This window comes from Pseudomonas rhizoryzae (assembly GCF_005250615.1).
GTDB classification, from domain to species: Bacteria; Pseudomonadota; Gammaproteobacteria; order Pseudomonadales; family Pseudomonadaceae; genus Chryseomonas; species Chryseomonas rhizoryzae.
Genome location: NZ_SULM01000006.1, coordinates 164693 through 180026 on the forward strand (window position 1 = coordinate 164693; position 15334 = coordinate 180026).

Annotated in this window: 14 protein-coding genes and 1 pseudogene; 7 read left to right on the forward strand and 8 right to left on the reverse strand. The window is 65.5% G+C overall.

All coding sequences use genetic code 11. The features are described 5' to 3' along the window. The first annotated feature begins 10 nt into the window (after nucleotides 1-10). The 5 genes and pseudogenes from FAZ11_RS11400 to FAZ11_RS11420 all read left to right on the forward strand — a co-directional run bounded on the left by FAZ11_RS11400 (nucleotide 11) and on the right by FAZ11_RS11420 (nucleotide 5586). On the forward strand, nucleotides 11-1651 hold the full coding sequence (locus FAZ11_RS11400) for a methyl-accepting chemotaxis protein (RefSeq protein WP_058772384.1): 1641 nt from the start codon (nucleotides 11-13) through the stop codon (nucleotides 1649-1651). Nucleotides 1652-1816: 165 nt separating this feature from the next. After that, nucleotides 1817-2071 carry a hypothetical protein gene (locus tag FAZ11_RS11405; RefSeq protein WP_058764853.1) on the forward strand — a complete coding sequence of 85 codons (255 nt, stop codon included), beginning with the start codon at nucleotides 1817-1819 and terminating at the stop codon, nucleotides 2069-2071. Between the two features lie 262 nt (nucleotides 2072-2333). Continuing rightward, nucleotides 2334-3227 (forward strand): SDR family oxidoreductase, encoded by an 894-nt coding sequence (locus FAZ11_RS11410; protein WP_058764851.1) that lies wholly within the window; start codon nucleotides 2334-2336, stop codon nucleotides 3225-3227. A 5-nt stretch (nucleotides 3228-3232) separates the two neighbouring features. Next, nucleotides 3233-5032: pseudogene (locus tag FAZ11_RS11415) on the forward strand (glycoside hydrolase family 15 protein). After that, nucleotides 5032-5586: a DNA-3-methyladenine glycosylase gene (locus tag FAZ11_RS11420; RefSeq protein ID WP_058772383.1), complete on the forward strand. Its 555-nt coding sequence runs from the start codon at nucleotides 5032-5034 to the stop codon at nucleotides 5584-5586. Before FAZ11_RS11415 ends, FAZ11_RS11420 begins: the two are co-directional and overlap by 1 nt. A gap of 366 nt (nucleotides 5587-5952) precedes the next feature. Here the strand turns inward: FAZ11_RS11420 and pstB are convergent, their stop codons facing one another. From pstB to pstS, 4 genes are all read right to left on the reverse strand, one after another. Beyond that, nucleotides 5953-6717: a phosphate ABC transporter ATP-binding protein PstB gene (gene pstB, locus FAZ11_RS11425; RefSeq protein WP_058764843.1), complete on the reverse strand. Its 765-nt coding sequence runs from the start codon at nucleotides 6715-6717 to the stop codon at nucleotides 5953-5955. 5 nt (nucleotides 6718-6722) lie between these two features. Next, a complete protein-coding gene (pstA, locus tag FAZ11_RS11430) occupies nucleotides 6723-7598 on the reverse strand; it encodes a phosphate ABC transporter permease PstA (RefSeq protein WP_058764841.1) in 876 nt (291 codons plus the stop codon). Continuing rightward, nucleotides 7598-8572 carry a phosphate ABC transporter permease subunit PstC gene (pstC, locus tag FAZ11_RS11435; protein WP_058764839.1) on the reverse strand — a complete coding sequence of 325 codons (975 nt, stop codon included), beginning with the start codon at nucleotides 8570-8572 and terminating at the stop codon, nucleotides 7598-7600. The genes pstA and pstC overlap by 1 nt, the downstream gene beginning before the upstream one ends. Before the next feature lie 79 nt (nucleotides 8573-8651). Then, the gene (pstS, locus tag FAZ11_RS11440) at nucleotides 8652-9677 is read right to left on the reverse strand and encodes a phosphate ABC transporter substrate-binding protein PstS (RefSeq protein ID WP_074528555.1); all 1026 of its coding nucleotides are present in this window, start codon (nucleotides 9675-9677) and stop codon (nucleotides 8652-8654) included. 563 nt (nucleotides 9678-10240) lie between these two features. On the opposite strand from pstS, the gene mntP reads away from it, so the two are divergent. Then, on the forward strand, nucleotides 10241-10813 hold the full coding sequence (mntP, locus tag FAZ11_RS11445) for a manganese efflux pump MntP (RefSeq protein WP_058764835.1): 573 nt from the start codon (nucleotides 10241-10243) through the stop codon (nucleotides 10811-10813). A gap of 185 nt (nucleotides 10814-10998) precedes the next feature. Here mntP and FAZ11_RS11450 read toward each other — a convergent pair whose 3' ends face one another. Together FAZ11_RS11450 and FAZ11_RS11455 are read right to left on the reverse strand one after the other, a co-directional pair. Further along, nucleotides 10999-11541: a cytochrome b gene (locus FAZ11_RS11450; protein WP_058772382.1), complete on the reverse strand. Its 543-nt coding sequence runs from the start codon at nucleotides 11539-11541 to the stop codon at nucleotides 10999-11001. A gap of 80 nt (nucleotides 11542-11621) precedes the next feature. Further along, nucleotides 11622-13295, reverse strand: coding sequence for a phosphoethanolamine transferase (locus FAZ11_RS11455; protein WP_058779463.1), 1674 nt, complete (start codon nucleotides 13293-13295; stop codon nucleotides 11622-11624). Between the two features lie 248 nt (nucleotides 13296-13543). Between FAZ11_RS11455 and FAZ11_RS11460 the strand changes: the two genes are divergently transcribed. Beyond that, nucleotides 13544-14512 carry a cation diffusion facilitator family transporter gene (locus FAZ11_RS11460; RefSeq protein ID WP_058789146.1) on the forward strand — a complete coding sequence of 323 codons (969 nt, stop codon included), beginning with the start codon at nucleotides 13544-13546 and terminating at the stop codon, nucleotides 14510-14512. On the opposite strand, the gene FAZ11_RS11465 is transcribed toward FAZ11_RS11460, so the two are convergent. Together FAZ11_RS11465 and FAZ11_RS11470 are read right to left on the reverse strand one after the other, a co-directional pair. Further along, nucleotides 14509-15057: a cytochrome b/b6 domain-containing protein gene (locus tag FAZ11_RS11465; protein WP_058767352.1), complete on the reverse strand. Its 549-nt coding sequence runs from the start codon at nucleotides 15055-15057 to the stop codon at nucleotides 14509-14511. The genes FAZ11_RS11460 and FAZ11_RS11465 overlap by 4 nt on opposite strands. Beyond that, nucleotides 15057-15323, reverse strand: a complete 267-nt coding sequence (locus tag FAZ11_RS11470) for a PepSY domain-containing protein (RefSeq protein WP_058764827.1) — start codon at nucleotides 15321-15323, stop codon at nucleotides 15057-15059. The genes FAZ11_RS11465 and FAZ11_RS11470 overlap by 1 nt, the downstream gene beginning before the upstream one ends. Nucleotides 15324-15334: the final 11 nt, after the last annotated feature.

Here is a 15334-nt window from a genome sequence, read left to right on the forward strand (position 1 = left end):
GGAACATTCAATGGTCTGGTTCAACAATCTGGCGCTGGCGAAGAAACTCGCCATCGCCTTCGGCCTTTGCACCCTCATCACCCTCGGCATAGGTGCAGCCGGCATGAGTGGGCTCCACAGCCTCAACGCGCTGCTGGACTCGGTGCTGAACAACAATCTGCGCTCCATTACCCAGCTCAACGACTCCAAGAGCAACGTGATCGGCCACAACCGCGACCTGTTCCGGCTGGTGTCCATGGCCTATGCCAATGCGCCCCAGGCTGACCAGGGACGTATTCTCGATTCGCTGCGCGCCAATCAAGCCGAAGCCGAGAAGCCCTTCGCGGACTATCGCGCCACGCCGCTGGAAGCCGATGAAAAGGCGGCCGGGGATGACTTCGAACGGGATTGGAAAGCCTATCTCGCGGGTGTCGACAGCGTGCTGGCGCGGCTGGCCGCCAAGGACCCCAGCGCTGCCTATCAACTCCTGAACGATCAGGTGCAACCGCTTTATCGCAAGACCATGGCCTCCTTCAAGATCATGGTGGAGTCCAACAAGCGCCAGGGCAACGAGTCCGGCGCCGCCGCCCACGCCACCTTCAACCAGGCTTTCTGGTTGCTGGGGGGCGGACTGGTACTGGCCGTGGTCTGCGCCCTGGTACTGGGCATCGTCATCACTCGCCTGATCGTCACCCCGATTCGCCAGGCCGTGACCAGCGCCGAGCGCGTCGCCCAGGGCGATCTGACCCAGACCATCCAGAGCACCCGCCGGGACGAAGCCGGTCAGCTGCTGCAGGCCCTGGGCGGTATGCAGCGTAGCCTGAAGGACACCGTGCAGCAGATGGCCAGCGCCGCCAGCCAACTCGCCGCGGCCGCCGAGGAATTGCATGCGGTCACCGAGGAAACCTCGCGCGGCCAGGTTCGTCAGCACGATGAAGTGCAGCAGGCCGCCACGGCAGTCAACCAGATGACCGCCGCCGTGGAAGAGGTGGCCCGCAACGCCGCCTCCACCTCGACCGCCTCCCAGGAGACCAGCCGCGAGGCCCAACTCGGACGCGAGCAGGTGCAGCAAGCGGCCCAGGCCATGGCGGTGATGACCACCGAGATCACCGATTCCACCCACAAGGTGCAGACCCTGGAAGGCCAGGTCCGCGAGATCGGCCAGGTGCTGGAAGTGATCCGCGGCATCGCCGAGCAGACCAACCTCTTGGCGCTCAACGCCGCCATCGAGGCCGCCCGCGCCGGCGAGCAGGGCCGTGGCTTCGCCGTGGTAGCGGACGAGGTCCGCGCCCTGGCCCATCGTACCCAGGGCTCCACTGGCGAGATCGAACGCATGATGAGCGCCGTGCGCGGCAGTGCCGAAGAGGCAGTGAGCGCCATGCACAAGAGCCAGACCCTGGCCGACGACACCCAACAGCGCGCCAATCGTGCCGGCGAGGCGCTGGAGCGCATCACCGCCGGAGTGGCCCGTATCGAGGAGCGCAACCTGGTGATCGCCAGTGCCGCCGAGGAGCAGGCCCAGGTGGCCCGCGAGGTGGACCGCAATCTGGTGAACATCCAGGATCTGTCCACCCAGACCGCTACCGGCGCCCAGCAGACCGCGGCCTCCAGCCAGGAGCTGTCACGTCTGGCGACTTCCTTCCAGGGTCTGGTGGCGCAATTCCGTTACTGAGGCAAGCCTCGGCATCCTTCCGACCAGCGGTCAGCCTGCCCTCGCACGAGAGAGCGGCAGGCTTCAAGCGCAGCGGTGACGTTCAACGAACGGAACGCGCTCAGCAGGGATTGAACATCCTGGACTAGAGCGGCTCTGAGCTGAAACACCCGATTGGATGCTCCCATGCGCTTCACCTACGATGCTCGCCGCAGTTATCGCCTGATCGGCCTGGATGATGGTCGACTGGCCGGTCAATTGCTCGGAGGCCAGCTGTACATCATGGTCGCAGGCGATGGCACCCAACCCACGTCCTATGCCCAGCTGGAAGACGACCAGTTGCGTACGTCCGAGGGCGACCTGATCGGCTGCCGCGAGGCGGACATCCTCACCCTGCAACGTACCGGTATAGCACTGCGCCTGGAGCCGCTCGATCCCTGAGTGCCGAGCTGCCGAGCTGCCGAGCTGCCGAGCTGAAGGCTATCCAGCCAACTCCTGACTGGTGTTTTCACCAGCGTCCAAGACGCTTGGCGCTGGCTACCCTGCTGCAATCGAAAAAGCGACGCCCGTAGCCAAAGCTACAGACCTCATACGTCTTCCGACAACAGACGGGAACCTCGCCCGGCCTGCGGCTTTCCATTTTCCTGAACGTCATCGAAAAGGTCGCCATCCGGCGCCTTTCTTGCGCTTTTCAGGAGATGTCATGTCCCGCGACAACCAGTACGCCATGCAGAACCCCCTCACCCAGTATCCCCAGCCGGAATTCCCCAAGCAGTCCCAGGAAGCGCCTGGCCTGGCTCAGGTCATGCAACCGCGTCCCGATCATGGCGAGACCAGCTACCAGGGATTTGGCCGGTTGGCGGGGCGCAAGGCGCTGATCACCGGGGCGGATTCGGGCATCGGTCGGGCGACCGCCATCGCCTATGCCCGCGAGGGTGCCGACCTGGTGCTCAACTACCTGCCCGAGGAGGAAGCCGACGCCCAGGAAGTGGTCAAGCTGGTGGAAGCCGAGGGTCGCCAGGCCTTTTGCCTACCCGGTGACCTGAAGGACGAGGCCTTCTGCAACCAGTTGGTGAGTAAGGCCAAGGACGCCCTCGGTGGCCTCGATATCCTGGTCAACGTGGCCGGCAAGCAGACCGCCGTGCCGGACATCGCCGAGCTGACCACCGAGCAGTTCGACGCCACCTTCAAGACCAACGTCTATGCGCTGTTCTGGCTGTGTAAGGCGGCGCTGCCGCACCTGCCGGCCGGCGCCACCATCATCAACACCACCTCGATCCAGGCCACCCAGCCCTCCGAGTTCCTACTGGACTACGCCGCCACCAAGGCAGCCATCACCAACTTCACCAAGGCCCTGGCCAAGCAGGTCGCCGCCAAGGGTATCCGGGTGAATGCGGTGGCCCCCGGCCCCTTCTGGACCCCGCTGCAACCCAGCGGTGGCCAGCCCCAGGAGAAGATCCCCAGCTTCGGCGGCGAGACGGTGTTCAAGCGCCCGGGGCAGCCGGCGGAACTGGCACCCCTCTATGTGCTGCTGGCCTCCCAGGAATCCAGCTATGTGACCGGTGAGGTCTATGGCGCTACCGGAGGCATGGGCTAAGGGCCATGGCGGCTTTCGACCCGGCGCGCCAGGACGGCTATGCGCCCCTGGCGGGCTATGCCGCCCTCTCCGACGGCCGCTCGGTGGCCCTGGTGGCAACGGACGGCTCGCTGGACTGGTGGTGCGTGCCCAACATGGATTCCGCCCCGCTGTTCGACCGCCTGCTGGATGCCCCGGACGGCGGTTTCTTCGCCATTGCCCCAGTGGCCGACTATCGCGTCGAGCGGGCCTATCGTGAAGACAGCAACGTGCTGGAGACATGCTTCCACACCGCCGAAGGCAGTGTGCGCCTGACCGAATCGCTCAACAGCGGCTCGGCCGGGCGCCTGCCCTGGTGCGAACTGGGCCGCCGGATTGAAGGAGTCTCTGGACGGGTCGAATTGCGTATCGAACTGGTACCCGGCACCCAGGGCCAGACCGTCTCGCCCTGGATGCGCAGTACCCCCAATGGCGAGGTCATGCATGTCGATGGCGTCATGGCCACCCTGCGCTATTGCGAGCGCCTGGAAATCCTCCAGCGCGACGACCGCCGGCTGGTGGCGCGCCTGGTATTGGAGGCTGGCCAACGCAGCGTGCTGGCCCTGACCGCCACCGAGAACGAACCCCTGATCGTGCCGACGCTGGAAGAAGTCGATCAGCGCATCGACCGCAGCGACCAGGCCTGGCGAGAGTGGGCCCAAGGCTTTGCCTATCGGGGTGAATTCCTCAGCGAGGTGAAGCGTTCGGCCCTGGCGCTCAAGCTGCTGCTCTACTCCCCCACCGGTGCCATCGTCGCCGCGGCCACCACCTCGCTGCCGGAGCGGATCGGCGGCGACAAGAACTACGAATATCGCTATGCCTGGGTGCGCGATGCGGTCTTCACCATCAAGGCCTTCCTCTACCTGGGCGCGCTGGGCGAGGCCCAGGCGGCCCTGGCCTAGATCCAGAACGTCATCCGCCGCCATGGCAACCGCCTGCACACCTGCTTCACCCTGGAAGGCGCACTGGCGCCCGCGGAACGCACCATCCCGGTTCCCGGCTATCGCGACTCCCAGCCGGTGCGCGTCGGCAATCGCGCCAGCGCCCAGTGCCAGCTGAGTCTCTATGGCGATCTGCTGGAGACCTTCCGCCTCTATGCGAGCAAGGGCCACATACTGGATTTCGCCACCGCCAGCCTGCTCACCGACCTGGCCAATCTCTGCGCCGACAGTTGGCGCCAGCCGGATGCCGGCATGTGGGAGCTGCCCGAGGAGCGCCACTACACCCTCTCCAAGCTGGGTTGCTGGTTCGCCCTGGATCGCGCCGTGACCCTGGCCCGCGAGGGCCATATCCCCGATGCCCTGTGCGGTCGCTGGCAACGGGAGCGCGACCGTATCCGCGACTGGGTCAACGAACACTGCTGGAGCGAACGCCAACAGGCCTACACCTTCTATGCCGGCACCGAGCGCCTGGATGCCGGCCTGCTACTGGGCATCCGCTTCGGCTTCGACGGCGGTACACGCGCGGTCAGCACCCTGGCCGCCATTCGCCGCGAGTTGGCCCGGGGCCCGCTGGTCTATCGCTACAGCGGCGCCGAGCGCGAAGAAGGCGCCTTCCTCGCCTGCTCCTACTGGATGGTCGAGGCTTATGCGGTACTGGGCGAGGTGGAGCAGGCGCGCGCATTGATGCGCGAGGTGCTGGCCGCCAGCCTCAACGGCGTCGGGCTGATGACCGAGATGCGCGATCCGCGCGACGGCGCGGCCCTGGGTAATTTCCCCCAGGGCCTGAGCCACCTGGCCCTGGTGCACGCCGCGCTGATCCTGGAAACGCCGGAGTCCGGGGTGTGATGGAGTTGGATTTCAGTCATCCGGTGGAGGAAGTCGCTCGGCAACTGATCGGCGCCACCCTGCTAGTCGCGGGGGTGGGCGGCGTGATCGTCGAGACGGAAGCCTACGACGGCGAAGACCCGGCCTCCCACAGCTTTTCCGGCCCGACTCCACGCAACAAGGCCATGTTCGGCCCGCCCGGGCATGCCTATGTCTATCGCTCCTACGGCATCCACTGGTGCTTCAACCTGGTCTGTCGCGAGCCTGGTCATGGCGCCGGGGTCTTGATTCGCGCCCTGGAGCCGCGTTGGGGGCTGGAACTCATGCGCGAGCGACGCGGCGGGTTGGCCGATCGACTGCTCTGCGCCGGTCCGGGCCGGGTCTGCCAGGCGCTGGGCATCGACGGCAGCCACGACGGTCTACCGCTGGCTGGACCGCCCTTTCAATTGACACCGGCGGTCGAGCCCATGGCCGTGGTCCAGGGCCCGCGTATCGGTATCACCCGCGCCCGCGAGGTGCCCTGGCGCTTCGGCCTGGCCGGTTCGCGCTATCTGAGCCGAGGCTTTCCGAGCTGAGCGCAAGGTAGCCCCGCCGGCGCTGCGCGACGATGGCGTACCCAAGTTGGGTGCGTCGAGCCCCAGCTTCGCACCCATGGCCCAGAGCACGGCGCCACGCGCCAGCTCAGGTTCGTCGACGGCAAGTTGGTGGAGACCAGGGTGGCGCGTCAGGGAGAGGGATACCCCAACTTCCATACCCCTCACCCCGGCCCTCTCCCAAAGCGAGAGGGGGCGAAGCGGCTCCTGCCCTCCATACCCCTCGCCCCAACCCTTTAGCCAAGCAGCTCCCGCGTAGGTTGGGTTGAGCGCAGCGAAGCCCAACAATCCGGGCCCATGAAAAAGGCCACTCCCAGGAGTGGCCTTCAAGTACGAACTGGCAAGGCTTCAGCCGAAGCGACCGGTGATGTAGTCCTCGGTCTGCTTCTTGTCCGGCTTGGTGAAGATCTTGTCGGTCTTGTCCATTTCGATCAGCTCACCCAGGTACATGAAGGCGGTGACGTCGGAACAGCGCGCCGCCTGCTGCATGTTGTGGGTAACGATCACCACGGTGAACTCCTGCTTGAGCTCGGCCAGCAGTTGCTCGATGCGCGCGGTGGAAATCGGGTCCAGGGCCGAGGTGGGTTCGTCCAGCAGCAACACCCGCGGCCGCAGGGCGATGGTGCGGGCGATGCACAGGCGCTGCTGCTGACCACCGGAGAGGCCCAGGGCGCTCTGGTTCAGCTTGTCCTTGACCTCATCCCACAGCGCCGCGCCGCGCAGGGCCTGCTCGACGCGATCCTGCAATTCCACCCGTGACAACCGCTCGTGGTGGCGAATGCCATAGGCGACGTTGTCGGCGATGGACATGGGGAACGGCACCGGCTTCTGGAACACCATGCCGATGGTGCTGCGCAGACGGCTCAGCGAGTACTTGGGATCGAGGATGTTCTCCCCGTCCATGAGGATCTCGCCGGTCGCTTCCAGCCCCGGATATTCGGAGTAGATGCGGTTGAAGATGCGCAGCAGCGTGGACTTGCCGCACCCGGACGGGCCGATGATGGCGGTGATCTGCTTGGCCGCGATGTCCAGGTTGATCGACTTGAGCGCCTGGTGGCCCTTGTAGCGGAAGCCGACGTCGCGCGCCTGCAGTTCCGGTATCTGCGTCTGCATGGTAGTCACTTGGAATCCCGGTTGCGAAAGTAGAAGCGAGAGGAGAGGTTCAGGAACAGCACGAACAACGTCAACAGCAGGGCGCCGGCCCAGGCCAGTTGCTGCCAGTTCTCGAACGGACTCATGGCGAACTGGAAGATGGTCACGGGGACGGTAGCCATGGGCTGCAGCAGGTCGGCGTTCCAGTATTGGTTGCCAAACGCGGTGAACAGCAGCGGCGCGGTCTCGCCGGTGATCCGCGCGATGGCCAGCAGTACCCCGGTGACCACGCCCGCGCGGGAGGCGCGCAGCAGGATCTGCAGGGTCACTTTCCACTGCGGGATGCCCAACGCCAGCGCCGCCTCGCGCATGGCCGAGGGCTGGAGCTGCATCATCTCGTCGGTGGTGCGGGTCACCACCGGCACCACCAGCATGGCCAGCGCCAGGGACCCGGCCAGGCCGGAGAAACCCACGCTGCCGCCGGTGAGCTGGCTCAGCTGCATCACCACCACGGTGTAGATGAACAGGCCGATGACGATGGAGGGCGCCGACAGCAGGATGTCGTTGACGAAGCGCACCACCAGGCCGAGCTTGGAATGGCGGGCATATTCCGCCAGCCAGAGACCGGCCAGGATGCCGATGGGCGCGCCGATGGCAGTGCCCAGCAGGGTGATCAGCACGCTACCGAACAGGGCATTGGCCAGGCCACCACCAGTGGCACCGGGCGGCGGCGTCATTTCCACGAAGATGCTCGGGCTGAGGGCGGTCATGCCCTTGAGCAGGGTGGTGCCGAGGATCCAGGCCAGAAAGCTCAGGCCCAGCACGGCGGCGGCGCTACCGAAGATCAGCGCGATGCCGTTCTTGATCCGGCGCTTGCGGTAGAGATAGGCGTCGATTTGCATCAGTTACCTGCCTTGCGCGACAGCTGGGTCAACATCAGACGGGCCGCCAGCAGCACGATGAAAGTCACCACGAAGAGCAGGAAGCCCAGGGCCAGCAGCGCGGAGCGGTGCAGGTCGGTGTAGGCCTCGTTGAATTCGTTGGCGATCACCGAGGCGATGGAGCTGCTCGGCATCATCAGCGATACCGAGAACTGATGGGCGTTGCCCAACACGAAGGTCACCGCCATGGTCTCGCCGAGGGCGCGGCCCAGGCCGAGGAAGGCACCACCGACCACCGCCGAGCGGGTGTAGGGCAGCACGATGTCCCAGCAGACTTCCCAGGTGGTGGAGCCCAGCGCATAGGCCGATTCCTTGAGCTGGGGCGGCACGCTGCGGAACACCTCGTACATCACCGAGGTGATGAAGGGCAGGATCATGATCGCCAGGATGATACCGGCGGTGAGCATGCCGATCCCCAGTGGCGGTCCCTGGAACAGGGCGCCGATGATCGGGATGGCACCCAGGTAGTCGTTGATGAAGGGCGAGATGTGCGCGGCCATGAAAGGACCGAAGACGAACAGGCCCCACATGCCGTAGATGATCGAGGGGATACCGGCCAGCAGTTCGACTGCGGTGGCCACCGGGCCGCGCAGCCACAGCGGCGCGATCTCAGACAGGAACAGGGCGATGCCGAAGCTGGTGGGCACGGCCAGCACCAGGGCGATCAGCGAGGTCATCAGGGTGCCGTAGATGGGCACCAGGGCGCCGAATTTCTCGGCCCCGACGTCCCACTCGGTGGAGGTCAGGAAACTCAGGCCAAAGGTCATGAAGGCCTGGCGACCGCCCCAGAGGGTGGACAGGGCTGCCCCGACCAGCACCAACAGAACCAGCAGTGCGGCGGAGAACAGCAGGCGCCGGAACCAGGTGTCCGCGCGAGTATCCCGGCGGATACGCTCTTCCTGAGCGGCCGAAAGGGGAAGGGTTTGATCGGTCATGGTGATTTCCGGTCAGCAGATCGGGATGCGCGAAGCCGCCCAGGGCCCCTGAGGGATCCCGGACGGCAGGCGGTCTTGCTTACTTCTTGAAATCGCTAGCCCAGTAGCCTTCGATCTGCTTGACCAGGGTCTCGGGAACCGGCACGTAGTCCAGCGCCTCGGCTTCTTTCTGGCCATGATCCAGCGCCCACTTGAAGAACTCGAAGGCGACCTTGCTGCGCTCTTCGTTCTTCGGATCCTTGTACATCACGATCCAGGTGGTGGCGGTGATCGGCCAGGCATCGGCGCCCGGAGCGTTGGTCATCAGCAGGTTGAAGTCCTTGGCGTTCTTCCAATCGGCGGTGGCGGCAGCGGCCTGGAAGCTCTTCGAGTCGGGCTCGACGAACTTGCCGGCAGCGTTCTTCAGCTCCACGTGGGCCATCTTGTTGGTCAGCGCATAGGCGTACTCGACGTAGCCGATGGAGCCCTTGATCTGCTTCACGTAGGCGGCGATACCCTCGTTACCCTTGCCACCCACACCGACCGGCCAGTTGACGGTGGTGCCGAAGTTGAACTTCTCCTTCCACTCCGGGCTGACCTTGGACAGGTAGTTGGTGAAGTTGTAGGAGGTGCCCGAGCCGTCCGAACGACGGACCACGGTGATGGCAGTGTCGGGCAGCTTCATGCCGGGGTTCAGCGCGGCGATGGCCGGGTCGTTCCAGGTCTTGACCTCACCCATGAAGATCTTGGCCAGCAGCGGGCCGTCCAGCTTCAGCTTGCCGGGTTCGACGCCATCCACGTTCACCACCGGCACGATACCGCCGATGATGGTCGGGAACTGGCCGAGGCCGCCCTTCTGCAGGTCTTCGGTGCTCATGGGGGCGTCGGTGGCGCCGAAGTCCACGGTGGCCGCCTTGATCTGGGCGATGCCGCCGCCGGAACCGATGGACTGGTAGTTGACGCGGTTACCGGTCTTCTCGCTGAAGGTCTGCGACCACTTCGACAGGACCGGGTACACGAAGCTCGACCCTGCGCCCGTGATATCCACGGCGTGAGCGGCGGTGCTCAGGCAAAAGGCCGACAACAACAGGGAGAGGCTGAACGTGCGTTTCATTGGTTGCTCCATTACCTTAGTGAGGGCTGGCGCTAGGCTATTGCCGAAATGTGACAATTAAATGTCAGGCCCATGGCGAAACGAGGACGGCACAGCGCCATCATCGTGACCTGCTCATCACGACCAGGCTCCTGCCCGTCGGCCCTGCCCGTTATTGCCCTCTCCGACGACCGCTCTACGGGCGACTTCCACCGACTCAAGCGCGACATCCCATCCGCCGCCTGCCCGCCCCAGAATGACCGCCGCGACCTCCTTGCCAGCCAGTAAAACGAGGCGCCATGCGGTATGCGCGGCTGGTGTCACTGCCGAGCCGAAGCGTACCGCCGGCAGATTTAGCCAAGGCTATATATATTAGAACTATCTACAAGATAGACTTTCTCTATCCGGCTAGGTAAGGTGGCGGCCTCTTTGGGGAGTAGCCTGCTTCCGCCGCGGCGGAAAGCGTCCTGGTCAACATACTCGGCAACCGCCGTGGTCAGGACAGCCAGTCAGGGTTGGCGAGACCAGAGGCATCACCGTGCCATACCGGGCGTGCGGGGATGTCTTATGGATCGAGCCCGGTTGGCGCTGTCACGATGAATCCCGCTTCCCTGATGTTCCTGGCCTTCGCCATGTCCACCGATGCCTTCGCCGCCGCCGTCGGCAAGGGCGCCAGCCTGCACAAGCCCTGCCTGCGCGAAGCCCTGCGCACCGGCGCCATCTTTGGTGTAATCGAAGCCATCACCCCGGTGATCGGCTGGGCCGTGGGCCTCACCGCTGCCCAGTACGTGCAACCCTGGGATCACTGGATCGCCTTCACCCTGCTCACCGTTCTAGGCCTGCGCATGATCTGGGCCGGCTTCGGCGCGCCCGATGCCGAAGAAGAAAAACCTCGCCAGCACTCCTTCCTGCTGCTCGCCCTCACCGCCGTGGCCACCAGCATCGACGCCCTCGCCGTGGGCGTGGGCCTGGCCTTCATCGACGTCAACATCGTCACCGCCGCCCTAGCCATCGGTCTCGCCACCATGGTCATGGTGACCACCGGCGTGATGCTGGGGCGGGTGATGGGCAATCTGGTCGGCAAGCGCGCGGAAATGCTCGGCGGCGTGGTGCTGATCGTGATCGGCATCGCCATCCTCCACGAGCACCTGGCGGCCGTCGCCTCCTGACGGCGCCGTGGTTGTAGCGGGGCTCACTCGCCCCTCTGCACGCTAGGTTCTGTACGAAAAATGCCTGCGCTCGGTGATGCTTCGTTGAAAAGCGCTTCGGAATGCTCATTTACCGCTCGTAAACTCCGCTTCCTCAGCGCTTTTCGCCTCGCCTGACCGTCGCTCGGCGACTTTTAGTACAGAACCTAGAGCATGCGTTTGAGGGTGTCGTCGCGCCGGATCAGGTGGTGCCACAGCGCGGCCAGCACATGCAGGCCGATCACCCAATAGAAGGCCTGGCCCAGCCAGACGTGCACGCCCTTGAGCGACTTGGCCAGTTCCGGGTTCACGGCGAAGGGCGACGGTAGCGCCCAGGTGCTGGACGGAATCTTCACCGCACCGATGGTCAGCCAGACGGTGAACAGCCCGAGCAGCGGCTGGGCCAGCAGGAAGCCGTAGAGGGCGTAGTGGGTCAGCCGGCCGACCGCCTCCAGGCTCGCGGCCAGCGGCGGGGTGATCGGCGGCACCGGATGCCGGTGGCGCACCCAGAGGCGCGGCAGTACCAGCAGCAGAACCAGCAAGCCCACCCAGAAATGACTGAGCACCACCCACTGGCGTTCCAACGAGCCGCGCTCGAACTGGCCCCGATTGGTGATCAGCACATAGGCCAGGATCACCAGCAGGGCCATGAGCCAATGCAGCAGCCGTGCGCTGCGCGCATAGCGGGAAACGGAAAAAGCGGTGGGCATGGCAAAGTCCTTGCGCGATGAAAGGAAAAGGCGCCGGCAGTGTAGCGGCGCCTGCACTCTAGAAGTATGCCCCGCCGGCGCTAGCCACAGGGGTTCTCCGGGGTATCCAGCAGTAAGGTGCTCAGTTGCTGCGGCGGCTGATGCACCAGGCCGGTGGGCGACTCGCAGACCCGTTGCACGAAGTTGTCGCTGAACAGCAGCTTGCCGTGGACGAAATGCTCGTCCGGACGGCGATTGGGATTGTCGATGCGGGTACCCAGGCGCTCCGCCAGCCAACTACCGGCTTCGTAATGGCTGATCCAGCGCTCGCCCTGCAGACTGGCCAGGGCAGTGGCCGGGGCGTCCCGCGCCACCACGATCACTGGCACGTCGCTGACCTCGGGCACCAGATCGTTGTGGCCCCAGTGGCCGCCCTCCCCCAGCCGCTGGCCATGATCGCCGGTGATGATCAGGTAGCGCTCGCCCTCCAGACGGTCGAAATCGGCGAGGATCTCGGCGAGCAGGCCATCCAGGTAATGCAGCGAATTGTCATAGGCGTTGGCTTGACCTTCCACTCCCTCGTCCGACCAGGGCGGCGGGGTGGTTTCGTGGCGGTAGTTCTGCGCATAGGGCAGGTGCGCGGTGCGCAGGTTGAGCACCACGAAGTTGCGCGCCGCCCAGCGCTGCTCGTCGAGGATCTCCAGCAGGGCGCGATCCTGGCGTTGCAGGAAGCGCAGCGGATGGTCCTCGCGGGTGATGGAGACGTCCAGGTGGCGACTGCCCAGGTGCGCCAGCAGCTTGGACTCCTGGGCCGACAGCCAATGGGTACGAAAACCCGCGGCCTGGGCGAAGCGGAACAGGTTGATGTCACCGGTACGCAGGCGCTGGTCCTGGCCCGGCTCGCGGATCGGATTGAGCAGATAGGGCAGGCTCACGTCGGTGGCCACCCCCGCCGCCACGCCGGGACGGATCAGCGTCTGCGGATTTCCTTGCAGGTAGGCCGATAGCTTAGGGGTGGTATTACGCTCATAGCCAAAGGCCCCCAGGCGGTCGCTGCGTAGCGAATCGGCCACCACCAGCCAGACGTGCCGCGCCGTACTGGGCACCGGGACCAGTCCATAAGGCGCATAGGCCGTCGGCGGCAGGCTGACGTCGTCGCGTCCGGCCAGGCGTACCGCCCAGGCGGAAAAGGCATTCAGGCTGTTGTGCAGGCCACTGCGACTCGGGCTGGGCACGAAGGCATCGAGATTGCGGTAGGTGGCGCGATAGGGCTTGGACAGTAGCACGGCAGCGATCAGCAACAGCGCCCACCGGCTGGCCGGCAAGGGTACCCGTCCCGGCAAGCGGAGATGCAGGGCGATCAGCAGGCCATAGGGCAGCCCGACGCAGAGCAGCACGGGCCAGTGCTGCGGCAGGCTGACAGCCAGCGTCTGGCGGACCTCGGCGGTATCGCCCAGCAAGGCCTGGATGTCGATGGCGCTGAGTGGCTCGCCGAAAAAGCTCAGGTTGCCCAGCTGCAGGAGCTGCATCATGGCGAACAGCAGCAGAATCGACGCAGCCAGCCGCGGCAGGTTGCATAGCCAGAGCGCCAGGCTGAACACCCAGAGCGCCGCGACGTAGCCCACCTCTAGCTCGGCGCGGTTGTTCGGGGTGAAGAGTTGCTGCAGGAAGTCGTCGGTCAGCAGGAGCAGACAGCTCAGGCTGGCCAGCGCCAGCAGGTTGCGCCAGGGTCGCCAGCCCGTGGCGCGCGGACGGGAAAGCTGCGCCAGCAGCATCAGTGGGCTCCGCGCGAAGGGGTGCGGGGGCAAAGGTGAGCGGACATGACCGGACTCCAGCGACGGGAAGCCGCCACCCTGAGCGGTGAACCTTAATGCAGTCTTAGTGGCTAATCTGCAGTTACAGATGACCGTTTGGTCTACGGAGGAAGACAGCCCCTTGACCCTGAAGTAACTACAGACTTCACCCTAATCAGAAGAGCGGCTTACCGCCTGTTTCATTCTTTTCGTCCAGAGAGGCCCTATCGATGAGTGGCTCCGCCCATCACCACGATCACGATCACGATCACGATCACGATCACGATCATCAGCATGGCCACGGACACGACCATGGCCACTCCCATGCCCCACGGGTGACGGCGGCCAACGAACGCAAGCTCAAGCTGGTGTTCGGGCTGACCTTGGTTTACGCCATCGTCCAGGCCCTGGGTGGCTGGTGGGCCGGCTCGCTGGCGCTGATCGCCGATTCCGGCCACATGGTCTCGGATGCGGCGGCGCTGCTGCTGGCGCTGGTGGCCTACCGTGTCGCGGCCAAGGCGGCCAACGCGCGCTTCACCTATGGCTTCCACCGGGTGCGGATTCTGGCGGCGCTGACCAACGGCGTCGCCCTGCTCCTGCTGGTGCTGTGGATCGGCTGGGAGGCGATCACGCGGCTGCGCGAACCGACCGAGGTACTGTCGGGGCCCATGCTGGTAGTGGCGGTGCTCGGCCTGTTGGTCAATATCGTCGGCTTCCTGGTACTCAATGGCGGGCACAAGGACGACAGCAACCTGCGCGGCGCCCTGCTGCACGTGGCCGGCGATCTGCTGGGCTCGGTGGGTGCCATCCTCGCCGCCCTGGGCATCCTCTGGACCGGCTGGAACTGGCTCGATCCGGCGCTATCGCTGCTGGTCGCCTTGCTGATCGTCAAATCGGCCTGGGGCCTGGTACGCGATGCTGCCGCGGTGCTGCTGCAGGCCGCGCCCCGGGAATTCGACACGGCCGGCGCCACGGCGGCGGTCCGCGCCCTGCCCGAGGTAGCCGAGGTCGGCCATCTGCACGTCTGGACGCTGACCGACGAAACCCGCATCGCCACCCTGCACATCACCCCGGCACCGGGCAGCGATCCGCTGCGGCTGCCGACGCTGGTAGGCGATTTGCTGCGCAGCCAGCATGGCCTGCAACACGTGACGGTGCAGGTGGATCCGCCGGGTACCCTCGACGCGCACTGCGCCTAGTCGGGCGTGGACTGGTCGTCGAGCGGGCGGCGGCGACCGGTCAGCATCGACAGGGGCAGGTTGTCGCGCACCCTCAGGCTTTCCACCACGGCCGCCACGGCATGCAGGCAGACCAGCGCCAGCAGGGTGTTGGCGAACAGGGCGTGCAGATCCTCCGGCCAGTCGGCGCCCCAGAGGGCGTCCACTTCACGCATGAGGAATCCGGTCACGCCGAGCGCACCGATGGCGGCCATCATCAACAGCATCACCAGCGCGCCGAGCGGCGAATGACCGAGGCGGTGATAGGGCCGCCGCTGCCAGAGCGCGCTCAGATGGGCCTCGAGCCGAGCGCGGGTCGGCCAGAAATCGCTCCAGCGCGCGCTGCGTGGACCGATGAAGCCCCACAGCAGCCGCACCAGGAGCCAGGCGCTGGCGTAGTAGCCGATCCAGCGGTGCCAGAAGGCGCCCTTCTCGTTGAAGAAGTAGTTGGCGAAGAAGGCAGCGGCGACCGACAGATGGAACAGCCGCACCAGGGGGTCCCAGAGCCGTACGGTCGCCGCGCTCATCAGCCCTCGACCTCGGTCTTGACCGCCTTGCCGCTCACCGGGTCGTGATAGATCTCGACCTTGCGCTTGTCCTTGTCGAAGCCGTAGATCTCGTAGCAGTTGCCCTTGGTGATCTTGAATTTCTTGATCTCGTAACCCTGCTCGCGCAGCTTGGCCTGGAATTGATCGGCGTTCTGCCACGTCGACTTGTCCGCCTTGGTGCATTGGGGTTCGGCCGCGAGGACCAGCGGGCTCACGAACAACAGGGGAATCAGCAGACGGCGCATGTTGGAGCTCC

Bases quoted from the DNA above. Each gene is read 5' to 3' on its own strand.
- pstC (WP_058764839.1), bottom strand. From the start codon at position 8,572: ATGACCGATCAAACCCTTCCCCTTTCGGCCGCTCAGGAAGAGCGTATC.
- FAZ11_RS11455 (WP_058779463.1), bottom strand. From the start codon at position 13,295: ATGCTGCTGGCGCAGCTTTCCCGTCCGCGCGCCACGGGCTGGCGACCC.
- FAZ11_RS11460 (WP_058789146.1), top strand. From the start codon at position 13,544: ATGAGTGGCTCCGCCCATCACCACGATCACGATCACGATCACGATCAC.
- pstA (WP_058764841.1), bottom strand. From the start codon at position 7,598: ATGCAAATCGACGCCTATCTCTACCGCAAGCGCCGGATCAAGAACGGC.
- FAZ11_RS11410 (WP_058764851.1), top strand. From the start codon at position 2,334: ATGTCCCGCGACAACCAGTACGCCATGCAGAACCCCCTCACCCAGTAT.
- pstS (WP_074528555.1), bottom strand. From the start codon at position 9,677: ATGGAGCAACCAATGAAACGCACGTTCAGCCTCTCCCTGTTGTTGTCG.
- mntP (WP_058764835.1), top strand. From the start codon at position 10,241: ATGAATCCCGCTTCCCTGATGTTCCTGGCCTTCGCCATGTCCACCGAT.
- FAZ11_RS11420 (WP_058772383.1), top strand. From the start codon at position 5,032: ATGGAGTTGGATTTCAGTCATCCGGTGGAGGAAGTCGCTCGGCAACTG.
- FAZ11_RS11405 (WP_058764853.1), top strand. From the start codon at position 1,817: ATGCGCTTCACCTACGATGCTCGCCGCAGTTATCGCCTGATCGGCCTG.
- FAZ11_RS11450 (WP_058772382.1), bottom strand. From the start codon at position 11,541: ATGCCCACCGCTTTTTCCGTTTCCCGCTATGCGCGCAGCGCACGGCTG.
- pstB (WP_058764843.1), bottom strand. From the start codon at position 6,717: ATGCAGACGCAGATACCGGAACTGCAGGCGCGCGACGTCGGCTTCCGC.
- FAZ11_RS11400 (WP_058772384.1), top strand. From the start codon at position 11: ATGGTCTGGTTCAACAATCTGGCGCTGGCGAAGAAACTCGCCATCGCC.
- FAZ11_RS11465 (WP_058767352.1), bottom strand. From the start codon at position 15,057: ATGAGCGCGGCGACCGTACGGCTCTGGGACCCCCTGGTGCGGCTGTTC.
- FAZ11_RS11470 (WP_058764827.1), bottom strand. From the start codon at position 15,323: ATGCGCCGTCTGCTGATTCCCCTGTTGTTCGTGAGCCCGCTGGTCCTC.